This window comes from Hoeflea sp. EC-HK425 (assembly GCF_902498795.1).
Classification (GTDB): Bacteria; Pseudomonadota; Alphaproteobacteria; order Rhizobiales; family Rhizobiaceae; genus Hoeflea; species Hoeflea alexandrii.
In genome coordinates this window covers 4,378,064-4,400,430 of sequence record NZ_LR701572.1, presented here as the reverse complement: position 1 = coordinate 4,400,430, position 22,367 = coordinate 4,378,064, and the positions used below count along the sequence as shown (strand labels likewise).

Below are 22,367 nucleotides of genomic sequence, written 5' to 3'. Positions count from 1 at the left end.
GCCACCGGTGCGCCAAGGCGAGAGCGGCGTGATGGCTTTCGCGATAAAAAACAGCCAACGGTGGGTCAGTGGAAAACAGACGGGCAGGCCGGCGCAAACCGACCACTCAGCTTGCCGGGGCAACAGCCTTTTCGATCGCCGGCAGCAGTTTGTCGCGCAGGCTTTCAACCGTGAACGGACCGATCTGCTTGAACAGGATCTCGCCGTCCGGCGCGACCAGGTAGGTTTCCGGAATGCCGTAGACACCCCAGTCGATTGCCGCCTTGCCGACCGGATCGACGCCGACGGCGGCAAACGGATTGCCAAGTTCGCCGAGAAATCTCAGCGCGTTGTCGTTCTTGTCCTTGTAATTGATACCGACGAGCTCAATCCGCGGATCGCGCGCCAGCTCAAGCAGGATCGGATGCTCCTGCCGGCAGGGCACGCACCAGGATGCCCAGACATTGACCAGTGCAAGCTTGCCCTCGATCGCCGCATCGGTGAGCGCCGGCACCGGAGCTCCGTTGGCGCTGAGCCCTTCGAGCGGCGGCAGATCGAGCGACGGTGCCCTGGTGCCGATCAGCACCGAGGGAATTTCGCTGGCATCCTTGCCGGAACCGAGCTGGTAGAGAAACACCGCCGATAGCGCGATGAAAACCACCAGCGGCAGAAACGCGATCAGCAGCCGCCGACGGCCCGACGCGGCAGGTGCCGCCTCGTCGTGGATCTTTTCGCTCATCAGCTGGACCCGCCGGCAGATTTCGACCGCCGCCGCACGCCCTGCGCCTCGAGTTCAGTCAGTTCGCGCCGCCGCGCCCGCCCATCAAGCAGGATGAACACCAGCAATCCGGCAAGCGTCACCGCCGTTGCCGCATAGGAGAGAAAGACGAAGGCTTCGTGGCTCATCATGTCAGGCTCCGCCACCGATGGATTGCGCGGCCTGGCGGCGCATCGTCTGCACCCGCCGGCGCCAGATTTCGTTACGCATCGCCATCAGATGCAGCGTGAAAAAGATCAGCGTATAGGCGAGCGCCATCACCAGGAGCGGATAGAGCATCGAGGCATGAATGGTCGGACCGTCAAGCCGGATCACGCTCGCCGGCTGATGCAGCGTGTTCCACCAGTCGACCGAAAACTTGATGATCGGGATATTGATGAAGCCGACCAGCGTCAGCACCGCGGCGGGACGCGCCGCCCGGGCCGGATCATCCATCGCCTTGTGCAGCGCCATCAGCCCGAGATACATCAAAAACAGCACGAACACCGATGTCAGCCGCGCATCCCACACCCACCAGGTGCCCCACATCGGCCGACCCCAGAGCGAGCCGGTGAGCAGCGACAGGAAGGTGAAGGCGGCGCCGATCGGCAGCGCCGTCTTGGCCGCGACATCGGCCAGCGGATGCCGCCAGACCAGCGTACCGAGCGAGGCGATCGCCATCACCGAGTAGCACATCATGGCGAGCCAGGCCGCCGGCACATGGATGAACATGATCCTGACGGTAATGCCCTGCTGGTAGTCCTCGGGCGCCGCGAACGACATGTAGAGCCCGATGACCAGCGACAGCACCGCGGCCGTGGCGAGATAGGGCAGGATCCGCCCGGAAAGGGCGAGAAACCGGGTCGGATTGGCGAGGCTGGTAAACCAGCCCTGGGAGATGGTGGTGTCACTCATGGCTTTTTTCTAATCCTTGCCGCGTCCGGTTTCAATGCGACAAATCAATCTGACGCACCCCTGAGCGCCGCAGCCGCCGCAACAGGGCCGAGTGCTGCAAAAAAAAGCGCGATTGCCGACAGGATCATGAACGGCGGCCAGAACGGGTCCGGGTCGGTCACCGCGGCATAGGAAGCACTGACTCCGAAGATGAGGACCGGGATCGCCAGCGGCAGGATCAGGATCGACACCAAGAGCCCGCCGCGCGGCAGCACCACCGCCACCGCCGCACCCACCGCGCCGATGAACGAGATCGCGGGCGTGCCGACCAGGAGCGTCAGCATCACCGCGCCCGTCGACGTGGCGCCCATGTTCATCAAGAGGCCCAGCAGGGGGGCGGCCAGCACCAGCGGCAGGCCGGTGGCGAGCCAGTGCGCCAGGCTCTTGACGAAGACAGTGAAGACCAGCGAGAACCAGTCCTGCATCACCAGCATGTCGAGCGAGCCATCCTCCCGGTCAGCCTGGAACAGCCGGTCGAGCCCCAAGAGCGAGGCCAGAAGCGCGCCGATCCACAGGATCGCCGGGCCGATCCGCGCCAAAAGGTTGAGGTCCGGGCCGATGCCGAAGGGAATCACCGCCACCACCGCAAGAAAAAACAGCACGCCGAGCATTGCCGCCCCGCCCGAGCGGGTGGCAATCGCCAGGTCACGCCTGAGCAGCGCCATCATGCCCAGACCTCCCCTGAAACTGCACTGTGAATGCCCGAGAGCTCCAGCGACCGGACATTCTCCAGCCCGAGCGGCTGGTGGGTGGCGGCGATCGCCAGGCCGCCAGCTTCCAGATGCTGGCGGACCAGATCGGCGAAAAGGCGGTCCGAGCGCTTGTCGAGCGCCGCCGTGGGCTCATCAAGCAGCCACAATGGCCGCCGCGAGACCAGCAGCCGCGCCAGCGCGATGCGCCGTTGCTGGCCGGCCGAGAGATAGCCGAACGGCAGATGCGCCACGCCGGTGAGCCCGACCTGGTCGATCGCTTCGTCCACGCTCAGCCCCTCGCCGCTGTCGCTGCGTTGGAAGCTTTTCCAGAAGCTCAGGTTTTCCTGCACCCGCAGCTCCCGTTTCATGGCGTTGCGGTGACCGAGATAATGGGCAAATTCCGACACCGGCAACGCCGCACCATCATCGTCAAGAAGCAGGAATTCACCCGAATCAGCAGCCAGCAGACCGGCCAGGATCCGCAGCAGTGTCGACTTGCCCGCTCCGTTCGGCCCGGTGATCACCAGTGCCTCGCCGCGGCTGATGGTGAAGCCCAGATTGTCGAACAGCACGCTGTCGCCGCGCCGTCCCTTGAGTTTCGTGGCTGTAGCCTGCATCGGCCCCCCGCATCCAGGCTCGCCGGGCAGTGACCGACGCTCCCATTCAGAAAAAACTAACCACCCAAAAAAACATCGAAATGGGCCATTGGTTGATCTGGCACGTTCTTACGAAATTATCTATAACGCCCGCAACCACGCCAGCGGTCGGCGTGAATTCAATCTAGCGCCGAACATGACGCCAGGGCGTCACGGGCGGACAGCGGAAATGACCGTACCCGCATCCTTGTCCACGCAATCAGCGTGTAAGGTGTTCGCCCTCAAAGTCGGCTGAACTAACGAAAGCGGGTTGCCTGTGGCCAAATCACTCGACAGCTTCAATTGCCGTTCCACCCTCAAGGTCGGTGACACCGAATATGTCTATTACAGCCTCGTCGAGGCCGAGAAAAATGGACTGACCGGTGTCGCCTCGCTTCCGTTCTCGATGAAGGTCATTCTCGAGAACCTGCTGCGCAACGAAGACGGCCGTACCGTCAAGAAGGATGACATCCTCTCCGTCGTTGCCTGGCTGACCAACAAGGGCAAGGCCGAAGCTGAAATCGCCTACCGTCCGGCCCGCGTGCTGATGCAGGACTTCACCGGCGTTCCCGCCGTCGTTGACCTTGCCGCGATGCGCGACGCGATGGTGGCGCTGGGTGGCGACCCGCAGAAGATCAACCCGCTGGTACCGGTCGACCTGGTCATCGACCACTCGGTCATCGTCGACGAATTCGGCACCCCGCAGGCGCTGTCCAAAAACGTCGAGCACGAATACGAGCGCAATGGCGAGCGTTACCGCTTTCTCAAATGGGGTCAGCAGGCGTTCAAGAATTTCCGCGTGGTCCCCCCCGGCACCGGCATCTGCCACCAGGTAAATCTCGAATATCTTGGCCAGACCGTCTGGACCAGGGATGAAGACGGTGAAATCACCGCCTATCCCGACACCTGCGTCGGCACCGACAGCCACACCACCATGATCAACGGTCTTGGCGTCCTCGGCTGGGGCGTCGGCGGCATCGAGGCCGAAGCGGCGATGCTCGGCCAGCCGATCTCCATGCTGCTGCCGGAAGTCATCGGCTTCCGTCTCACCGGTGCGCTCAAGGAAGGCGTCACCGCCACCGACCTGGTGCTGACCGTCGTGCAGATGCTGCGCAAGAAGGGCGTTGTCTCCAAGTTCGTCGAATTCTACGGCCCCGGCCTTGATTCGATGACGCTCGCCGACCGCGCCACCATCGGCAACATGGGCCCGGAATACGGCGCAACCTGCGGCTTCTTCCCGGTTGACGGCGAAACCATCAACTATCTCACCATGTCCGGCCGCGAAGAAAACCGGATCAAGCTGGTCGAAGCCTATTCCAAGGCGCAGGGCATGTGGCGCGACACCGGCGCCGCCGACCCGGTCTTCACCGACACGCTCGAACTCGACCTCGGCTCCGTGGTCCCGTCGATGGCCGGCCCGAAGCGCCCGGAAGGCCGCATTGCGCTGGAAAACATCGCATCCGGCTTCGCCAAGTCGCTGGAAGACGAATACAAGAAGCCCGGCCAGCTCGATAACCGCTACCAGGTCGAAGGCGAGGACTACGATCTCGGCCATGGCGACGTCGCCATCGCCGCCATCACATCGTGCACCAACACCTCGAACCCGAGTGTGCTGATCGGTGCCGGCCTTCTGGCCCGCAACGCCATCGCCAAGGGCCTCAAGACCAAGCCCTGGGTCAAGACCTCGCTGGCGCCCGGCAGCCAGGTGGTGGCCGAGTACCTTGCCAAGTCCGGCCTGCAGGACGATCTCGACAAGCTCGGCTTCAACCTGGTCGGTTTCGGCTGCACCACCTGCATCGGCAATTCCGGCCCGCTTCCGGCCCCGGTCTCCAAGACCATCAACGACAAGGGCCTGATCGCCGCCGGCGTGCTCTCGGGCAACCGCAACTTCGAAGGCCGCATCTCGCCTGACGTTCAGGCCAACTACCTGGCCTCGCCGCCGCTGGTCGTGGCCTATGCGCTGGCAGGCTCGGTGCAGAAGGACCTGACCTCCGAGCCGATCGGCGAGGACAAGGATGGCAACCCGGTCTACCTCAAGGACATCTGGCCCTCCTCCAAGGAGATCCAGGAGTTCATCATGAAATACGTCACCCGCGAGCTCTACGCGGCCAAATATGCCGACGTGTTCAAGGGTGACGAGAACTGGCAGGCCGTCGAGGCCCCGGAAAGCCAGACCTACGCCTGGGACGACCAGTCGACCTATGTGCAGAACCCGCCCTACTTCGCCGGCATGGGCAAGAAGGGCTCGGGCATCTCCGACATACAGGGCGCCCGCGTGCTCGGCCTGTTCGGCGACAAGATCACCACCGACCACATTTCACCGGCCGGTTCGATCAAGGCCCAGTCTCCTGCAGGTTCCTACCTGATGGATCACGGCGTCGGCGTTGCAGACTTCAACCAGTACGGCACGCGCCGCGGCAACCATGAAGTCATGATGCGCGGCACCTTCGCCAACATCCGGCTGCGCAACCACATGCTCGGACCGAACGGACGTGAAGGCGGCTACACCTTCCACTACCCGTCCCGCGAGGAAGTCTCGATCTTCGACGCGGCCATGCAGTACAAGTCGGAAGGCGTGCCGCTGGTGATCTTCGCCGGTGTCGAATACGGCAACGGCTCGTCGCGCGACTGGGCGGCCAAGGGCACCAACCTGCTTGGCGTCCGTGCCGTCATCGCCCAGTCCTACGAGCGCATCCACCGCTCCAACCTGGTCGGCATGGGCGTTATCCCGTTCGTCTTCGAGGAAGGCACCACCTGGGAGAGCCTTGGGCTGAAGGGCGACGAGACCGTCACCATCGAGGGCCTCGCCAGCCTGCAGCCGCGCGAGAAGAAGGTCGCCAAGGTCACCTTCTCGGACGGAACCGTCAAGGACGTGCCGCTGGTCTGCCGTGTCGATACGCTTGATGAGCTCGAGTATCTCAACAATGGCGGCATCCTGCAGACGGTTCTGCGCGACCTCGCAGCCTGACGCATGACGCGATCATGATTGTGGAAGGCCGGGCTCACGCCCGGCCTTTTGCGTTTCGGACCGGAGTTACGCACTGCCGGGGAAGGTGCGGAAGGGCAGAGCCAGGACGGGGAAGAACCATGATCGCATCCGCCTGGCGCAAGGAAGAGCCGAACCTCGATATCGCGGCGATCGCAGGCCATTGACGCGGGAGTCAATCGAATGTGATTTGGACGTGTCCGCAGCTTCACGCTACACCGTTGTAAGAACTTACGGAGTGTCCCCCTGAACCATACGGAATCCAGTTGATGATCGTGCCCAGATTTTTACTTGCCTTTGCCCTGCCGGTCCTTGCAGCCGCCACTTCGGTGCTTGCGGTTCCGGCATTGGCGCAGGCTGGTGATCTCAAAGGCGTGGTGGAACTCTTTACCAGCCAGGGCTGCTCCTCCTGCCCGCCGGCCGACGCGGAACTGGCAAGGCTGGCCGATCAGGGGGATGTGCTGGCACTGAGCTACCACGTCGACTACTGGAACTACCGCGGATGGTCCGACACCCTGTCGTCTGCCGCCAGCACCGAGCGGCAATATGGCTACGCCCGCACGCTGCGACGCAAGAACGTCTACACGCCGCAGGCCGTCATCAACGGCCGGGACCATGTCAATGGCGCCAACGAGACGGCAATCGCCAGAACACTGGACAAGCTCTCCGCCATCGGTGCCGGACTGACGGTCGATGTCAGCGTGGAGTCCACCGATGAGGGTCTGAGCATCACCATCGGACCGGGCAAAGGCAAGGCCGACATCGTGGCAGTCTATTTCGACGAGCAGAACAAGGTCGAGATCGAGCGCGGCGAAAATGCCGGCCGCACCATCACCTATCGCCACAGTGTGCGCGACATGGAAACCGTCGGCATGTGGAATGGACAAACCGTCAATCTCAAGCTGCCGGCATCGGTGATCTCCGCCCATCCCGGACGGCGCTGCGCGATCCTGCTGCAGGTGGTGAGCCCGGATGGTTCGCCCGGACGCATTCTTGGCGCCGCCCGGATCTGATCCGGGGATTCATCCAAAAAGAGACCGGCCCGAAAAAGACCAGCCAAAAAAAAGACCGGCTCGAGGGCCGGTCGAAGGTTTGGTAAGGGGCGCTGCCTCGCGCCCGGAACGGGGGAACGACCCGAAACGCTCTCAAGGCCTCAACCGGTCACCGTTGCCGGTGACGCTGCATGAGCCGTTGAGATGATCCGTCCCGGGGACTCCGAGGGGGCTGGGGGGCTGTAAAATCGAAGTCCCCGGTTCGAACCGTCTGAGGCAACGAGGGAACATTCAGGGTCAATTCCGGCAAGGATTTGACTGAAATGCGGCTCAAATGCGCCCGGTGCCGATTTCCCTGTCCGAGAAGGTAAACAAAGACGACCGGCTGAAGTGTTCTGTGATGCTGCATTGCAACCAGAGATCGGGCGCCCCCTGGTCAAAAAATTCCCTCCCGCGCTTGAAATTATGCATGCGTCAGGCAAAGTGAGGCGATGAACACTGATTTGCAGTCCAGATAATGGCTGATCGAGCCGACTACGCGTCTGCCCGTGGCCCGGTCGATCCGACCGCCCCGACGGACAGGGCAGCGGTGGATCTGGCGGAACACCGCCGCCGCAACACACCCGAACCGGTCACCTTCAAGCGCCGCGAGCTCGACCGGATCCTGCAGGTCTATTCCAGGATGGTCGCTGAAGGACACTGGCGCGACTACGCCATTGATCACCTGCGCGACAAGGCCGTGTTCTCCGCTTTCCGCCGCTCAAGCGAAGTGCCACTCTACCGCATCGAGAAAGATCCCTCCCGGGCCAGAAAACAGGGTGCTTTCGCCATCATTTCAGCCGCCGGCCTGGTGCTCAAGCGCGGCCACGAGCTTGAAATCGTGTTGAAGTATTTCGACAAGGCCCCGCGCCTGGTGCGGTAGCACGCAGCAGCGACGCCCAAATCCCTGATGGTCACCCTCTGAAAAGCGTACCCGGATAAGTGTCCGGATCGGGGTCGGTCGCCTTGCCCTGGCCGAGCGGCCGCTGCATGAAAACCGTGTCGAGCCAGCGCCCGTGCTTGTGGCCCGACCCGGAAATCATCCCGGAAGTGACAAAGCCGGCCTTCTGGTGCACCGCGATCGAGGCCGGATGCGCGCCCCCGATCACCGCGACCATCTGCCGGAACCCAAGGGCCTCGCACCGGCCGATCAGGGCTTCGAGCAATGCCCGCCCGACACCCCTGCCGCGCGCTTCGGGCGCCAGGTAGATCGAATCCTCGACCAGCCACCGATAGGCCGGACGGGTCCGGAAGGCCGAGGCATAGGCGTAGCCCAGGATTCCGCCGTCCTCGTCTGCGGCGATCAGGTAGGGGTAGCCACCTTCGGTGATGGCCGACATCCGCCGTTCCATCTCGGCCTCGTCGGGCGCCACAAGCTCGTAGCTGGCCACGCCGGTGAGCACGCTGTCGGCATAAATGCGGGTGATCTCTACAAGATCGGCAGGCGTCGCATCGCGGATGATCATGGGAACGTGTCCGGTGGGTCAAACCATCCGTTTATCGCGCACCGGGCCCAAGGCCAACACAGGGCCAACAAAAAAGGCGGCCCGAGGACCGCCTTTTCGATTTCACTTGCGTTGCTGTTACTCGCGATTGCCGAGGAACTGCAGCATGAACATGAACAGGTTGATGAAGTCGAGATACAGACGCAGCGCGCCCATGATCGCCTTGCGGCCGGCGGTCGCTTCGCCGTCGCCTTCATAATACATTTCCTTGATCTGCTGGGTGTCGTAGGCGGTGAGGCCGGCAAACACCAGAACGCCGATTGCCGAGATGGCGAATTCAAGCGCGCTCGACTGCAGGAAGATGTTGACGATCATCGCGATCACCAGGCCGAACACGCCCATGATCAGGAACGAGCCCATGCCCGACAGATCCTTCTTAGTCGTGTAGCCATACAGCGACAGCGCGCCGAAGGAGGCTGCAGTGACGAAGAATGTCTGCGTGATCGAGGCGCCGGTGAAGACGATGAAGATCGACGACAGCGACAGTCCCATCATCGCGGCATAGACCCAGAAAGTCGTCTGCGCGGCGGAGACGCTCATCTTCTCGATGCGGAAGCTCAGGAAGAAGACCATCGCCAGCGGTGCCAGCATGATCACCCACTTGAGCGGGCTCGCATAGAGCAGTTGCGCAAAGGCCGGGTTGGTCGATGCCAGCATGTAGGTGCCGTAGGCAGCCACGCCGGTGATACCCAGGCCCATTGCCATAATATTGTAAACGCGGAGCATGTAGGCGCGGAGGCCTTCATCAATGGCGGCATCAGCCTGTACGCCATTCGCTACGCGGACATTCGAATTGCGAAAGTCAGCCATGTTTCCCTCTTTATAAGCCCCGTATGGGTTACGGTGTCGGGTTCAAGTACCCAGGCGCCGCTGCGGGGCTCCAGCATGCCTGCATGTAATATGAGTATGAACTGTGGCCACGACAAGACCCTTAGTGACGCAAGATGCGCGGAAACCTATGCTATTGCTTAACAAATGCGACGATTTGCCATCAAAGTTCGCGCAGCACCGGCGCAGCTTTCTGTCCGAGCACCCGCCAGGTGCCAAGCAGACCGATACCGACGGTCAGGATCAGCGCTCCAACCAGGGTCAGTAATGCGATGTCGGGCATGAACTCCGACGGCAGCGTCATGATGCGGCTGACCACGAACCATGAGGCCACGCCGCCAAAGGCCAGCGCAAAAACCGCCGTGGCCAGTCCCAGTAGGCCGTACTCGTAGACATAGGCACGAATGAGCGTCGCCCGTGTGGCGCCGAGCGTCTTGAGCACCACCGCATCATGGATCCGTGACCGGTTGCCCGCTGCCAGCGCACCGGCCAGAACCAGCACCGAGGCGACCAACGCCACAAGGGCTGCGGCGCGGATGGCAATGCCAATCTGGCCGACCAGGCGGTTGGCCAGTTCCAGCGCGTCCTTGACCCGCACGCTGGTGATCGTCGGGAACGCCTGCGTCACCGTGCGCAGAACCTCGCCTTCCTGTGCCGCATCCGCACCGGGATCCGACAGCGTCGCCATCCAGGAATGCGGTGCGCCGGCGAACGTGTTGGGCGAAAACACCATGACGAAATTGATCGACAGCGATTCCCATTCCACTTCCCGCAGATTGGCAATCCGCGCCGTGATCGAGCGGCCGAGAACCGAAACCGTGATGGTATCGCCGACATTCAGGCCGATCTCGCCGGCTTCCTCGGCAGAAAACGACACCAGCGGCTCGCCCGCATAGTCCGGTGCCCACCACTCACCTTCGGCCAGCCGCGAGTTCTCCGGCTGGTTCTTTGCATAGGTGATGCCGCGATCGCCCCGAAGCACCCAGCGGGCTTCCGGCGGGACATTGTCGGCATTGACCTCTTCACCATTGAGCTGGGTGATCCGTCCGCGCAGCATCGGCACCTTGATGATCTTGCCTTCCGGCACCAGCTCCGAGACGGTGTTTTCGAAACCGTCGATCTCGCTCGACTGGATATCGACAAAGAAGAAATTCGGCGCCCGCTCGGGCAGGTTGCCCGACAGTTCCCGCCTCAGATTGGTGTCGATCAGCGCCAGCGTGACAAGCAGCGCCAGCCCGAGGCCGAGCGACAGCACCACCGACGGCGTCAGCGCGCCGGGGCGGTGGATGTTGCCGATCGCCAGCCTGAGCGGCGTCGAACGCACCGATGGCCATTTCCGCGCGATCAGCTGCACCGCCTGCCCGACAAGACGCAGTACCGCAAAGGCAACGATCACCGCGACCACGAAGACGGTGGCGATGCGGCGGTCATCGGCAAACCAGATAGCCGCCATGCACAGCACCAGCAACGTCAGCCCGGCGGTCAGCAGGTAGGGCCAGCGCGGCAGCGCGCCTGCCTCGAACCCCTGCTGGCGGAACAGGGCGGTCGCGGGCACCTCGCCGGCCCGGCCCAGCGGAAGAACTGCGAAGGCAAACGCCGTCATCAGCCCGAAACCCGCGGCAACGGCCAGTGAGGCCGGATAGAACGAAGCGCTCACGGCGATCGGAATCACGCCCGAGAGCGCACTGGCGGCAAGAAACGGCGTCACCGCCCCCAGCGCCAGACCAAGGGCCACTCCGAGAGTGGCGATCAGCATCACCTGGATCAGATAGATAGCCACCACCAGGCTGGCCGGCGCGCCGACGCATTTGAGCGTCGCGATCACGCCACGCTTGCCTTCAAGCCAGGCTCGCACCGAATTGGCGATGCCGACACCGCCGACGATCAGCGCCGTCAACCCGACCAGGGTCAGGAACTGCGAAAACCGCTCGATGTTCCGTGTCAGCGAGGGTGCCGCGTTCTGGCTGGTCCGGATCGACCATCCCGCATCCGGGAAGCGGCCGGTTGCGTCCTCTCTGAGCGCGGCCAGATCCCTGGCCCCGGCGCTTTCGTCAAGCCGCACGCGATAGCTGAATTCCACCAGGCTTCCGGGGCGGATCAGGCCGGCCGCATCGAGTGCCGCGCGTGAGATCATCAACCGCGGAGCGAAGCCGAAGCCTTCCGACAGCGAATCGGGTTCCGCGGTGATGACACCGCGGATCTTGAGGCTCGCCTCACCCACCAGAATGCTGTCACCGACGGCAAGGCCGAGGCGATCGAGCAGGATCTGCGCAGCAGCGGCGCCATAAACGCCATTGTCTTCGGCAAACAGCTCGTCAAGCGGCAAGGCCGGCACCGTCTCGAAGCCGCCATAGAGCGGATAGGCGTTATCCACCGCCCGCAACTCGACCAGCGACTGGTCCGACCCGTCCGGTTTGCGCGCCATGGTCCGCATGTTGGCGCCCGCCGACACGGTGCCCAGCTCTTCGACATAGGCACGTTCCGCCTCGCCGATGTCGCGGTTGTCGCTCTCGAAGCGGATATCGCCGCCAAGGATGGTCTGGCCTTCCGAGGCAATCGAGCCGGTCATCATCTGCGAGACCGAGTTGACCCCGGCAATCGCGCCCGTGCCAAGCGCCACGCAGGCAAGAAAGATGTAGAAGCCGGACAGGCCGCCGCGCAACTCGCGCAGCGCCAGTCGTGCCGCCAGTCCCAGCCGCAGGCCGTTGGCCCGGGCGGTGGCCGGTGCCGGCGCCATCAGGCCACGACCTCGGCGGCGACCGGCTGTTCGCCACCGCCGACAATCCGGCCGGAGCGGACGGCGATCTGGCGGTTGCAGCGATCGGCGAGCGTGACGTCATGGGTGACCAGCAGCAGCGTGGTGCCGCGCTCGGCCTGCTTGGCAAACAGCAGATCGGCGATCTGTCGGCCGGTATCGCCATCCAGGTTTCCGGTCGGCTCATCAGCCACGATCAGCACCGGATCGGGCGCCAGCGCCCTGGCGATCGCCACGCGCTGCTGTTCGCCACCCGACAACTGACCCGGATAATGTGTCAGGCGTTCGCCCAGACCGACCGCGACCAGTTCCTCGCGCGCCCGCTCGAAGGCATTGGACTTGCCGGCCAGTTCAAGCGGGACCGCGACGTTTTCGAGCGCTGTCATGTTGGGGATCAGGTGAAACGACTGGAACACGATGCCGACAGAGCGGCCGCGCACGGCAGCGACCGCATCCTCGCTCAGCGCATGCAGGGCCTGGTCGGCCACATGGACTTCACCCGAGTCGAGCCGTTCCAGCCCGGCAATGACCATCAGCAGGGTCGATTTGCCCGAGCCGGACGGTCCGACGATGCCGACCGATTCGCCCCGGTTGATATCGATGTCGATGCCCTTGAGCACGTGGACGGACGATGCGCCGTTGCCAAGGGTGAGATTGGCCTGCCGCAGTGTGACAATGGGTTTGGTGGAGGATTGAGACACGGGCTGAGCATCCTATATGGAGAAGAGGCGGTCGGACTTGGAACGTCTGATGCCGAGCACTTAGGAGCCCACCCTCGCGTTTTAAAGGTTTACCCCATGCGTTTTAAGGCTTTGATCGCCGCATTGTGCCTCTCACTTGGGGTAGCTACCGCCTCGGCACTTCCAGCCTCTGCCGATGAGATCAGGATCGTGGGCTTTGGCGACAGTCTCATGGCCGCCTACAATCTTCAGTCGGACGAGGGTTTTCCGGCACGGTTGCAGGCAGCCCTGCGCGACCGAGGCCATGAGGTCTCCATCATCGATGCGGGCGTGTCCGGCGACACGACTTCCGGCGGCCTGGCGCGCCTCGACTGGTCCATTCCAGACGGCATTGACGGTGTGATCCTCGAACTCGGCGCAAACGATGCGCTGCGCGGATTGCCGCCGGAGAAAACCCGCGAGAATCTCGAGGCCATGATCGTCCGGCTGAAGCAGCGCGGCATCAGCGTTCTTCTGGCCGGGATGCTGGCTCCGCCCAACATGGGTGCCGGATACGAGACCGTCTTCAACCAGATCTACCCCGACCTGGCCGCTGAGCATGGCCTGATTTTCTACCCGTTCTTTCTTGATGGCGTGACCGGCAATCCGGAGATGCTGCTGTCCGATGGCATGCATCCGAATGTCAATGGAATCAACACGATGGTCGAAAAATTCGTTCCGGTCGCCGAACAATTCCTGGCCCGGATCAAGACCGAGTGACAGCCCCCGCGCTCCGCAGCGCAACATCTGGGTGCTTGCGTGGCCGCCTGTAGCGTGATTCGTTTGGATCAAACGGTGATTCGGGGGACACACAATGCCCAGGCTTTTTACCGCACTCGAAATTCCCCGGGAGGCGGCCTTGTCCCTCTCCCTCCTGCGTGGCGGATTACCTGGCGCGCGCTGGCTGAGCGTCGAGAACTACCACATCACCCTTCGGTTTATCGGCGACATCGACGGTCCCACGGCTGACGAACTGATCGGTGCCTTCGACCGGATCGACCGGCAGGCTTTCTCGCTTACCCTGTCGGGAATGGGATCCTTCGGCTCGAAGAAGCCGCATTCGATCTGGGCTGGCGTTTCGCCCTCCGCCGAACTCAAGGCGCTGCAGGCCGAGATCGAACGGATCTGTCAGCGCCATGGGCTGCCGCCGGATCCGCGTCGTTTTTCGCCGCACGTGACGCTCGCGCGCCTTCGCAATGCACGGGTCGGCGATGTCGTCAGCTATCTCGGCGGGCGCGGTGATTTCCGCACCCTGCCCTTTGATGTCGGGCGCTTCGTGGTGATGTCGTCGCGTGATTCGGTCGGCGGCGGGCCCTATCTGGTCGAGGAAGCCTACCCGCTGGGCTGGCGCAATTCCCTGCCGAGCCTCGACACAAGCTCGGTGCAGCCCGCCCGCAACAACTGAAACACGTCCTCGAATCCGTCCGCGCCGCCATAATAGGGATCGGGCACGTCGGCCCGGCTGCCGAGTGTATGGTCGAGAAACAGGAAGATGCGGTCATGCCGCGCCGAGGGCGCCCGGGCGCGCATTGTCGCCTCGTTGGAACGGTCCATGGCGAAGATCAGGTCGAACCGGTCGAAATCCTCCGCTGTCAGTTGACGCGCCCGCTGCCCGGAAATGTCGATCCCGTGCATGGCGGCTGTCTCTACCGAGCGGACATCCGGCGCGTCACCCTGGTGCCAGTTGCCGGTACCGGCGGAATCAACCTCCACCAGACCGGTCAGTTGTGCTTGCGCAAGACCGTCGCGGAAGATGCCCTCCGCCAGTGGCGAGCGGCAGATATTGCCCATGCAGACGAACAAGACCGAGATCGATGTCTTTTTTCCGTCATCAAGCACACTAGATTCCATCATAGAGCTTTCCAGCCAATCGGATTGCCATCCGTACCATTCTAACCCGGGAGGACGCCATGTCGCGCCAGAAACTCGATAGCACAGCCGTTGCCGAAAAGCTTGCCTCCGTGTCGTCCTGGAGCATCGACGCAGGAGAGACCGCGCTGAGCCGGACCTTCAAGTTCGCCGATTTCAGCGAGGCCTTCGGCTTCATGAGCCGCGCGGCGCTCGTCGCCGAAAAGCTCGACCATCACCCGGAATGGAAAAATGTCTACCGCACAGTCGAGGTGCGACTGACCACCCACGACGCCGGCGGACTGACCGGTCTCGACTTTGATCTGGCAATGGCCATGGATCATATTGCCTCAGGAACCGGCAGCTGACCGGCCCTGATATTGAAGACAGGCGGTGCCATCGCCATATCCGGTTGATGGAATGTGTGAACCGAGCAATGGAGGCGGGACATGACCGGCCTTGACGGCGAAATTCTCGAACCCGACCACATGGCCGGCCAGGACACCAGGGGCGCCGACGAGTCTTCGGTCCGCGCCGGGTTCTGGCGCACTTTTGCGAAAGCCGCAAAACAGGTGCCCTTCGCCGAAGACGTCGTGGCGGCCTACTATTGCGCGCTTGATCCTGAAACGCCGGGCAAGGCCAAGGCCGTGCTGTTGGGCGCACTCGCCTATTTCATCATGCCGATGGACGCTGTTCCCGATTTCCTGGCTCTCGTCGGCTTTTCCGATGATATCGCGGTTCTGACCCTGGCCATCGCCACTGTCCGCGCCAATCTCACCGAAGCCCACAGGATCGCGGCACGAAAGTCGCTTGACGAGCTGGCATCTGGCAAGGGCTGACCGGCCGCGCTCCGTGGCCGCGTCGCCTGTGTCCCTGACCACCAGCATCTTTCATCAAATGCATCAGTGCAGCGTCATTTCGCCGCCATCGCCCTCGAGCGTGCGCCGCAGACGGGCAAAGGCCAGCCGGATCCGCGATTTCACGGTCCCGAGCGGCAGGCCGGTATCCTCGGCAATCTGACTGTGCGAGCGGCCGAGGAAGAAGGCTTGCCGCACCAGCACCGCCTGCTCCTCGGGAAGATCGAGCATGGCCTTGCGGACACGCTCGTCGCGTTCCTCCGCTTCGACGATATCATCGGCTGATTCGGGTTGGGACGGCTGCAAGGCCGGATCATCGGGATCGAGCAGCGCCGACTTGTCGCGCCGGAAGGCGTCGATCCGGCGGTTGCGCGCGATTCTGAACAGCCAGGTGGCAAGCGACGATTTGGCCGGATCAAACAGCCCCGCCTTGTGCCACAGCACGATCATGACCTCCTGGGTCAGTTCCTCCGCCTGGCCGGGCTCCATGCCGAGCCGCTGCAGGTAGGATTTGATCCGTGGCGCAAAATAATCGAACAATTCCGCAAATGCCGCCTGGTCCCGCCTTTCGGCGACGGACTCGGCGAGCCGGACTAGCCGCTCTTTCATCTCATTCGACATAAACTGCGCAAAACCCCGACTGCTCCTCGCGATCAGCTACCGCCTTGAAGCCAACATATCAACACCTACAACGGAATCCACCAAGGTCAAACTGTTGCCGGATTCGAGTTGTTACAAAAGGTGATGAAGGGACGCGCCGCCCCGCAGCCCGGACCGAATACTGTCCAACTGCGGGATTCATTGACGGTTTGGTAACCAGGATTAAGTCAAAATGAACCAATCACCTCGCAACAAGCGGGAAATGTCGCCGCACTCCGCGCGCGGCACAGGACCACGAACCGGTAGGGAAGCCATGTTTGGGAAGACAATCGCAACCGCAGTGACGGCGCTTTTTGCATTGACCGCCGCCGCGGCGGCGCAATCGCCCACCAGGATCCAGCAGTTTGATGCCTGGGGGGCTTATTCGTACAATTCAGCGGGGGGCAAGGTCTGCTACGTTCTCTCGGTGCCAACCAGTTCCGCGCCGACCAACGTCGACCATGGTGATATCTTTTTCCTCATCTCGCAGCGCCCGGGCCAGAACGTCAGCTACGAGCCGCAGGCGATGATGGGCTATCCGCTGCAGGAAGCCTCCAAGATCACCGTCAATGTCGACGGCCGTGACTTCACCCTGTTCACACGGGGCAACTCGGCCTGGGTCGAAAACGCGGCGCAGGAACCGCAACTGGTTGCGGCAATGAAGGCCGGAACCTCGATGACGGTCAAGGCCGTCTCGCGTCGCGGCACCAACACCTCCTACAGCTACTCGCTCAAGGGAGTGACCGCGGCACTCAACCAGATCGCCAGCTGCAACTGAGTTTCCGTCCTCTGGAAAAGTTCAAGGGAAGGCCGATCATCCGGCCTTCCCTTTTTCGTATGCGCATCGGTTTCCCGCAGCCCTTTCGGTGCGGCCGGCAAGCCGTCGAAACAAGCCGTATTAACCATTTGTTATCCATAGCCTGTGTAAGGAATCGAACAATTGATTGGATGACGCATTGCATCGGATATGAGGCGGCATGGGCACGAAACAGACACTCACGCCTGAAGACTGGATCAAGGCCGCCTTCAAGCTTCTGACGAGTTCCGGACCGAAGGCGATACGGGTCGACTATCTCTGCAAGGAACTTGGTGTCACCAAAGGTTCGTTCTACTGGCATTTCGCCGATCTCGCTGCACTCCAGGCGGCCATGGTAGAGCACTGGCGCCGCGTCGCCACGAGCGACGTGATTGCTTCCATGGTTTCGCCGGAACTGTCGCCGCGCGACCTTTTCATCCGCTTCATCGAAGACATCCTGGATGTGCCGACGCGCGAATACGGCGGACCGATGACCGAAGTCGCCATAAGGCACTGGGCCGCCGGTGACGAAGCCGTACATGCGGTTGTCCGCGACGCCGATACCGAGCGGCTGGCCTTCCTCACCCTGCAGATGCGCGGTTCGGGCCTGACCGGCCCCGAAGCCCGCTCGCGGGCGACCCTGATCTACGCGACGCTGGTCGGCCTCAAGCAGCTGACCGGTGAACCGGGATTGCCGCGAATGGACATTCCCGGTTTTGTCGATGCCATGCTCAGGCCGGCTCCTTCAAACGCTGCAGCGGTTCAGGCCGCCCTGGTCGCCTCAGCGGCCCCGGCACGGGCCCCCCAAACACAGCTCGAAGTTCAGTAACTCAGACCGGTTCAGCCATACCCGGCTCGACGCTGCCCCAGCGGTCCTGGTCCGGCCAGATCGCCCTGAGCGCATCGCCCTGGCCTGAAAAGGACTGGTCCAGGACCCGGCATTCATAGATCCGGTCGGTGCGGAAATGCCGGAACCCCGCCCTGAGCTCGCACCAGCACGCCAGCATCACGCATTCGAGATGATAGACCAGCGCCAGCGGCCGCACCGTTCTCGTCGTCCGGCAGCCCTGTTCGTCCTGGTAGACCAGCTCCAGCTTGCGTTCACCGCGGATCGCGTCCCTGAGCGTCGATTTTGACACGCATCCCTTTGCCGGATCGTCCAGGGCCGCGCCCCAGGGGGCCACCTGCAGCCAGTTCGCGGGACCGTGCAGCGCGTCGATCTTCTCGTGGATCCGTCGCGCTGCCCGCTGCAGCGCGCTGTCGCCGGTGCGTGACAACAGTGCCAGGCCAACCCTGAGCGCCTCGATTTCCTCCAGGTCGAAATTGAGCGGCGGCAGATCATAGCCCCTGCGCATGATGTAGCCGATCCCGGCTTCCCCCTCGACCGGCGTGTTCATCACCTGCAGCGCGGCGATATCGCGATAGATCGTCCGCATCGAAACCTCGAGCTGGCCGGCCAGATATTCGGCGGTCACCGGCTTCCGGGCGGATCTGAGGATCTGGATGATTTCAAACAGTCGGTCGGAACGGCGCATGGTCTGGATCTCGTCATCAGCGGGCGGTTGCTGCTGACAGTATCACAGCCCCCACTGACACCGTACTGTCAGCAGCGGTCTGCTTTCCTGATCACAACAGGAGACCAGACATGAGCTATTACGACCACGCCACCATGATCGCCTATCGCCTCGGCCCCTGGGCACCGGCACCCGAGCCGCCGCTTGATGTTCCAGCCGACCGCAGGAGGCAGGAACATGCTTCGGTCACCGGCCCGTCGCGCGGAAAAACGCGGGTCGGTGAAAACTCTGTCCGCAAGCGACTGGGCAGGTTCTGGACGCGTATCAGCGCCAGGCTGCGACAGCAAAGGCCGGAGGGGCGGCGCTCCGCTGAAGCCGAGCGACCAGAGCAATGGTGACGTGAGCCCCAAAAGCTGGTAGGACGCGGCCAATCTTGCAACATCAGAACCGAGTCCGTGATGCCAGCGACCATTGACCTGACAGACCCTTCCGCGCGTCCCGCCCGGCCTCAGGCTGCCAAAGCGGCCAGCCAGACCATGGACGGCAAGCCGACATTGATCGGCATGAGCCGTGAAGAAATGGTCGCCGCCATGGCCGACGCCGGCGTACCCGAAAAGCAGCGCAAGATGCGGGTCAACCAGATCTGGCACTGGCTTTATGTGCGCGGCTCTTCCGATTTCGCCGACATGCACACGATCTCCAAGGAGTTGCGCGAAAAGCTCGCCGAACGCTATACCGTGGCCCGCCCCGAGATCGTCGAGGAACAGATTTCCAATGACGGCACCCGCAAGTGGCTGATGCGGTTTCCGCCGCGCGGTGCCGGCCGTCCTGTCGAGGTGGAAACGGTCTACATTCCCGAGGAAGGCCGCGGCACGCTGTGCATCTCGAGCCAGGTCGGCTGTACGCTCACCTGCACCTTCTGCCACACCGGCACCCAGAAGCTTGTGCGCAATCTGACCGCCGAGGAAATCCTGTCGCAATTGCTGGTCGCCCGTGACCGGTTGGGCGATTTCCCGCACAAGGACACGCCGCAGGGCGCGATCGTGCCGGCGGAAGGCCGCAAGGTCACCAACATCGTCATGATGGGCATGGGCGAACCGCTCTACAATTTCGACAACGTCAAGCAGGCGCTGCTGATCGCCTCGGACGGCGACGGGCTGGCGCTGTCGCGCCGCCGCATCACGCTCTCGACCTCGGGCGTGGTGCCGGGCATCGTCCACACCGGCGAAGAGATCGGCGTGATGCTGGCGATCTCGCTGCACGCCGTGCGCGACGAATTGCGCGACGAGCTGGTGCCGATCAACAAGAAGTATCCGCTGAAAGAGCTGCTCGAGGCCTGTCGCACCTATCCCGGCGTTTCGAACGCGCGGCGCATCACTTTTGAATATGTGATGCTCAAGGGCGTCAACGACAGCCTTTCCGACGCCAAGGAACTGGTGCGCCTGCTCAAGGGCATTCCCGCCAAGATCAACCTGATCCCGTTCAATCCCTGGCCCGGCTCCGCCTATGAATGCTCGGACTGGGAGACGATCGAGACCTTCGCCGATTTCGTCAACGCCAACGGCTACGCCTCGCCGATCCGCACGCCGCGCGGCCGCGACATTCTTGCCGCCTGCGGCCAGCTCAAGAGCGAATCCGAACGCATGCGCAAGAAGGATCGCGACGAGTTGGAAAGCATGGCCCTGCAGGCGATGATGATCGCCGGCCACGGCGCCGACTGATACCGCCGGATGAGCGACATCCTACGCCTTCTCATCCGGATGATTTCCATCACGCTTGGCTTCTTCGCCGGATGCCTGGCAGCCGGGCTGGCCTATGCCTTTCTCGCACGCCTGGTCGTGCCCGATGATTTCGGCCGCTTCAGCGAGCTCGAACTGACGGTCACCCTGGTGGTGGGCGTCTTCGGCGTCGCCAGCCTGTTTGCCCGCGCCGTATTGTTGCCGGCCTTTGCCGTCATCGCCGTCTTCGAGTTCTGGCGGCGGCGCGACTGGCTGAGTTACGCACTGGCCGGCGCGGTGATTGCGCTGATGGCCACGGCCTTTCCGATGGCAACAGCAATCAGCGGCGCAACCGGCGCGGCGATCGACCCCGCCAGGATGATTGCGATCCACATGGCCTGCGGCATCATCGGCGCCAGCATCTACTGGCTCTTCACTGGGCGCAGCGCCGGGCGCTGGCTGCCGAGCGAGCGGAGAAAATCCGCAGCAGTTGTTCCCAATCCGGAGAGCTGATCAGCGGCTCTGGGTCAGCAGGATCTTGACCGCGAACACCGAAAACACCGCCGCGAAGAGGTAATCCACGGCGCGCATGACCTGCGGCTTGCGCTTCAGCCAGTCAGCCAGACCGTGCGCGCCGAGCACCACCACGATCGCCACCGGCAGGGCGATGACGATGGACAGCAAGCCCAGGAAGATCAGCTTGCCGGTCACGTGCGGATCATTCACCCGGACAAATTGCGGCAGGAAGGTCATGAAGAAGATGATGACCTTGGGATTGAGCAGATTGACCCAGAAACCGTTGAGGAACGCCTTGAAGTAGGACGCATCGCTCTTGCCCTTGGCCTTGACGGCAAGCACCGAACGGTTGCGCACCGCCTGAATGGCGAGCCATAGCAGATAACCGGCGCCGCCTGTCTTCAGCACCAGGAACGCCATCGGCGAGGCGACGATCAGCGCCGAGACGCCGAAGGCCACCAGCAGCGTGTGAATGACGATCCCGAGATTGGTGCCAAGCATCGCCATCATGCCGATGGCACGCCCGTCCCGAATGGCCCGGCTCATCCAGAGCGTCATGTCTGGCCCGGGCGTGATCGCCAGCAGAAGCACGGCGAGGCTGAACGCGGCGAGGACGGGCAGTCCGGGAATGAAGTCGGTGAACATGTGGGTGATCCTGATCGGCGGAAGGCTACCTTTAGGCCTGATTCACGGACCTGCCAATTGCCAGTTTTCGATGATGGTCCACAAACCCGCCGGTGCCGGACTACTGCTTGAGGAAGGCCTTGAATCTCTCCGTCCAGTCCGGATGCCAGCGCGACAGCGGCGGCCGGTTTTCGATGATGTCGCCAGCCGTCCAGGCAATGCGCTTCTCGTCGGTTGCGCGCTCGACATCATTGTCCGGGCACAGAATGTAGAAATCGCCCTTCTCCAGGCTCTCCATCATGAAATCGACCGTCTGCTCCGCGGTCCAGGCGGCATCCGGTTTTTCGGCCCGGCCCCGTGCCGTCAAAGGCGTGTAGACAAAGCCCGGGATCAGCAGATGTGCGCTGACCCGGCAATCGGCCGTGTTGCGCAGTTCATGCTGCAACGCCTCGGTAAAGGCCTTAACGCCGGCCTTGGCGACATTGTAGGCGGGATCACCCGGCGGCGTGGTGATGCCCTGCTTGGAGCCGGTATTGATGATCATCGCCGGTTCGCCATGGGCAATCATCTTCGGTCCGAACGCCCGGCTGCCATGGATCACCCCCATCAGATTGACATTGAGTACCCTGTCCCAGTTAGCCTGGGGCCCGAACAGGCTGCTGCCGGGCTGAATGCCGGCATTGTTCATCAGAAGATGCACCCGCCCGAACCGTTCGATCACGCTCCTCTCCAGCTCTTCCACCGCCGCGAGATCGCCGACATCGGTTGTCACCGAAACGATATCCGTGGCCGGGCCGGAAGCCGCGCTTTCAACCGCCTTCCGGGCTTCAACCAGCCTGGAACTGTCGCTGTCGGCCAGAACCACGCGCATGCCGCGGCCGGCAAGGCACTTGGCCGCGGCGAGGCCGATGCCGGAGGCGGCCCCGGTGACCACCGCAACCTTGCCCCTGTCCATCACCGAGTGAAAACCAGCCATTTCCGTCCTCCCGTTCCATCACTCCGGGTTAGAGGGAT

26 protein-coding genes are annotated in these 22,367 nt (G+C 63.0%); 12 read left to right on the top strand and 14 right to left on the bottom strand.

The window, feature by feature from the left end; all coding sequences use genetic code 11:
* Positions 1–106: 106 nt before the first annotated feature.
* Genes SPHINGO391_RS23650 through ccmA form a run of 5 tightly spaced genes read right to left on the bottom strand, consistent with a single transcriptional unit; the run spans position 107 to position 2,999 of the window.
* Positions 107–718: a DsbE family thiol:disulfide interchange protein gene (locus SPHINGO391_RS23650; RefSeq protein WP_152011144.1), complete on the bottom strand. Its 612-nt coding sequence runs from the start codon at positions 716–718 to the stop codon at positions 107–109.
* Complete coding sequence (gene ccmD / locus SPHINGO391_RS23645; RefSeq protein WP_152011143.1) at positions 718–888, bottom strand: heme exporter protein CcmD; 171 nt, start codon at positions 886–888, stop codon at positions 718–720. The genes SPHINGO391_RS23650 and ccmD overlap by 1 nt, the downstream gene beginning before the upstream one ends.
* Position 889: 1 nt before the next feature.
* Complete coding sequence (locus tag SPHINGO391_RS23640) at positions 890–1,651, bottom strand: heme ABC transporter permease (RefSeq protein ID WP_152011142.1); 762 nt, start codon at positions 1,649–1,651, stop codon at positions 890–892.
* A 44-nt stretch (positions 1,652–1,695) separates the two neighbouring features.
* Positions 1,696–2,358 (bottom strand): heme exporter protein CcmB, encoded by a 663-nt coding sequence (gene ccmB, locus SPHINGO391_RS23635; protein WP_152011141.1) that lies wholly within the window; start codon positions 2,356–2,358, stop codon positions 1,696–1,698.
* Entirely contained in the window at positions 2,355–2,999 is a 645-nt protein-coding gene (ccmA, locus tag SPHINGO391_RS23630) for a heme ABC exporter ATP-binding protein CcmA (RefSeq protein WP_152011140.1), read from the bottom strand. The genes ccmB and ccmA overlap by 4 nt, the downstream gene beginning before the upstream one ends.
* A 295-nt stretch (positions 3,000–3,294) precedes the next feature.
* Between ccmA and acnA the strand changes: the two genes are divergently transcribed.
* The 3 genes from acnA to SPHINGO391_RS23615 all read left to right on the top strand — a co-directional run bounded on the left by acnA (position 3,295) and on the right by SPHINGO391_RS23615 (position 7,917).
* Positions 3,295–5,985 carry an aconitate hydratase AcnA gene (gene acnA, locus SPHINGO391_RS23625; protein ID WP_152011139.1) on the top strand — a complete coding sequence of 897 codons (2,691 nt, stop codon included), beginning with the start codon at positions 3,295–3,297 and terminating at the stop codon, positions 5,983–5,985.
* Between the two features lie 287 nt (positions 5,986–6,272).
* Positions 6,273–7,016 carry a DUF1223 domain-containing protein gene (locus SPHINGO391_RS23620; RefSeq protein ID WP_152011138.1) on the top strand — a complete coding sequence of 248 codons (744 nt, stop codon included), beginning with the start codon at positions 6,273–6,275 and terminating at the stop codon, positions 7,014–7,016.
* 496 nt (positions 7,017–7,512) lie between these two features.
* Positions 7,513–7,917: a DUF2794 domain-containing protein gene (locus SPHINGO391_RS23615; protein ID WP_152011137.1), complete on the top strand. Its 405-nt coding sequence runs from the start codon at positions 7,513–7,515 to the stop codon at positions 7,915–7,917.
* A gap of 31 nt (positions 7,918–7,948) precedes the next feature.
* On the opposite strand, the gene SPHINGO391_RS23610 is transcribed toward SPHINGO391_RS23615, so the two are convergent.
* The 4 genes from SPHINGO391_RS23610 to SPHINGO391_RS23595 form a co-directional block, all read right to left on the bottom strand.
* The gene (locus SPHINGO391_RS23610) at positions 7,949–8,500 is read right to left on the bottom strand and encodes a GNAT family N-acetyltransferase (RefSeq protein WP_152011136.1); all 552 of its coding nucleotides are present in this window, start codon (positions 8,498–8,500) and stop codon (positions 7,949–7,951) included.
* A gap of 117 nt (positions 8,501–8,617) precedes the next feature.
* On the bottom strand, positions 8,618–9,349 hold the full coding sequence (locus SPHINGO391_RS23605; protein ID WP_152011135.1) for a Bax inhibitor-1/YccA family protein: 732 nt from the start codon (positions 9,347–9,349) through the stop codon (positions 8,618–8,620).
* A 181-nt stretch (positions 9,350–9,530) separates the two neighbouring features.
* Positions 9,531–12,104, bottom strand: a complete 2,574-nt coding sequence (locus SPHINGO391_RS23600; RefSeq protein ID WP_152011134.1) for an ABC transporter permease — start codon at positions 12,102–12,104, stop codon at positions 9,531–9,533.
* Positions 12,104–12,823 carry an ABC transporter ATP-binding protein gene (locus tag SPHINGO391_RS23595; RefSeq protein WP_152011133.1) on the bottom strand — a complete coding sequence of 240 codons (720 nt, stop codon included), beginning with the start codon at positions 12,821–12,823 and terminating at the stop codon, positions 12,104–12,106. The genes SPHINGO391_RS23600 and SPHINGO391_RS23595 overlap by 1 nt, the downstream gene beginning before the upstream one ends.
* Positions 12,824–12,919: 96 nt before the next feature.
* Here SPHINGO391_RS23595 and SPHINGO391_RS23590 point away from each other — a divergent pair, with 96 nt between their 5' ends.
* Together SPHINGO391_RS23590 and thpR are read left to right on the top strand one after the other, a co-directional pair.
* Positions 12,920–13,561 carry an arylesterase gene (locus SPHINGO391_RS23590; protein WP_152011132.1) on the top strand — a complete coding sequence of 214 codons (642 nt, stop codon included), beginning with the start codon at positions 12,920–12,922 and terminating at the stop codon, positions 13,559–13,561.
* A gap of 94 nt (positions 13,562–13,655) precedes the next feature.
* Positions 13,656–14,246 carry an RNA 2',3'-cyclic phosphodiesterase gene (gene thpR, locus SPHINGO391_RS23585; RefSeq protein WP_152011131.1) on the top strand — a complete coding sequence of 197 codons (591 nt, stop codon included), beginning with the start codon at positions 13,656–13,658 and terminating at the stop codon, positions 14,244–14,246.
* Here thpR and SPHINGO391_RS23580 read toward each other — a convergent pair.
* Positions 14,174–14,692 carry a low molecular weight protein-tyrosine-phosphatase gene (locus tag SPHINGO391_RS23580; RefSeq protein WP_244615490.1) on the bottom strand — a complete coding sequence of 173 codons (519 nt, stop codon included), beginning with the start codon at positions 14,690–14,692 and terminating at the stop codon, positions 14,174–14,176. The genes thpR and SPHINGO391_RS23580 overlap by 73 nt on opposite strands.
* 59 nt (positions 14,693–14,751) lie before the next feature.
* Between SPHINGO391_RS23580 and SPHINGO391_RS23575 the strand changes: the two genes are divergently transcribed.
* Both SPHINGO391_RS23575 and SPHINGO391_RS23570 read left to right on the top strand, forming a co-directional pair.
* The gene (locus tag SPHINGO391_RS23575; protein WP_152011130.1) at positions 14,752–15,057 is read left to right on the top strand and encodes a 4a-hydroxytetrahydrobiopterin dehydratase; all 306 of its coding nucleotides are present in this window, start codon (positions 14,752–14,754) and stop codon (positions 15,055–15,057) included.
* Between the two features lie 81 nt (positions 15,058–15,138).
* Positions 15,139–15,528, top strand: coding sequence for a YkvA family protein (locus tag SPHINGO391_RS23570; protein WP_152011129.1), 390 nt, complete (start codon positions 15,139–15,141; stop codon positions 15,526–15,528).
* Positions 15,529–15,591: 63 nt separating this feature from the next.
* Here the strand turns inward: SPHINGO391_RS23570 and SPHINGO391_RS23565 are convergent, their stop codons facing one another.
* Entirely contained in the window at positions 15,592–16,167 is a 576-nt protein-coding gene (locus SPHINGO391_RS23565) for a sigma-70 family RNA polymerase sigma factor (RefSeq protein ID WP_152011128.1), read from the bottom strand.
* Positions 16,168–16,459: 292 nt separating this feature from the next.
* On the opposite strand from SPHINGO391_RS23565, the gene SPHINGO391_RS23560 reads away from it, so the two are divergent.
* Both SPHINGO391_RS23560 and SPHINGO391_RS23555 read left to right on the top strand, forming a co-directional pair.
* Entirely contained in the window at positions 16,460–16,963 is a 504-nt protein-coding gene (locus SPHINGO391_RS23560; RefSeq protein WP_152011127.1) for an invasion associated locus B family protein, read from the top strand.
* A gap of 199 nt (positions 16,964–17,162) precedes the next feature.
* Complete coding sequence (locus SPHINGO391_RS23555; protein ID WP_152011126.1) at positions 17,163–17,810, top strand: TetR/AcrR family transcriptional regulator; 648 nt, start codon at positions 17,163–17,165, stop codon at positions 17,808–17,810.
* 1 nt (position 17,811) lies between these two features.
* On the opposite strand, the gene SPHINGO391_RS23550 is transcribed toward SPHINGO391_RS23555, so the two are convergent.
* Entirely contained in the window at positions 17,812–18,516 is a 705-nt protein-coding gene (locus SPHINGO391_RS23550) for a YafY family protein (RefSeq protein WP_152011125.1), read from the bottom strand.
* A gap of 110 nt (positions 18,517–18,626) precedes the next feature.
* Between SPHINGO391_RS23550 and SPHINGO391_RS23545 the strand changes: the two genes are divergently transcribed.
* The 3 genes from SPHINGO391_RS23545 to SPHINGO391_RS23535 are packed head-to-tail and all read left to right on the top strand — an operon-like array spanning position 18,627 to position 20,726.
* Positions 18,627–18,893, top strand: a complete 267-nt coding sequence (locus SPHINGO391_RS23545) for a hypothetical protein (protein ID WP_152011124.1) — start codon at positions 18,627–18,629, stop codon at positions 18,891–18,893.
* 60 nt (positions 18,894–18,953) lie between these two features.
* A complete protein-coding gene (rlmN, locus tag SPHINGO391_RS23540; protein ID WP_152011123.1) occupies positions 18,954–20,216 on the top strand; it encodes a 23S rRNA (adenine(2503)-C(2))-methyltransferase RlmN in 1,263 nt (420 codons plus the stop codon).
* 9 nt (positions 20,217–20,225) lie between these two features.
* Entirely contained in the window at positions 20,226–20,726 is a 501-nt protein-coding gene (locus SPHINGO391_RS23535) for a hypothetical protein (RefSeq protein ID WP_152011122.1), read from the top strand.
* On the opposite strand, the gene SPHINGO391_RS23530 is transcribed toward SPHINGO391_RS23535, so the two are convergent.
* Complete coding sequence (locus SPHINGO391_RS23530; protein WP_152011121.1) at positions 20,727–21,374, bottom strand: LysE family translocator; 648 nt, start codon at positions 21,372–21,374, stop codon at positions 20,727–20,729.
* 100 nt (positions 21,375–21,474) lie between these two features.
* Positions 21,475–22,329 carry an SDR family NAD(P)-dependent oxidoreductase gene (locus SPHINGO391_RS23525; RefSeq protein ID WP_152011120.1) on the bottom strand — a complete coding sequence of 285 codons (855 nt, stop codon included), beginning with the start codon at positions 22,327–22,329 and terminating at the stop codon, positions 21,475–21,477.
* Positions 22,330–22,367 lie beyond the last annotated feature (38 nt).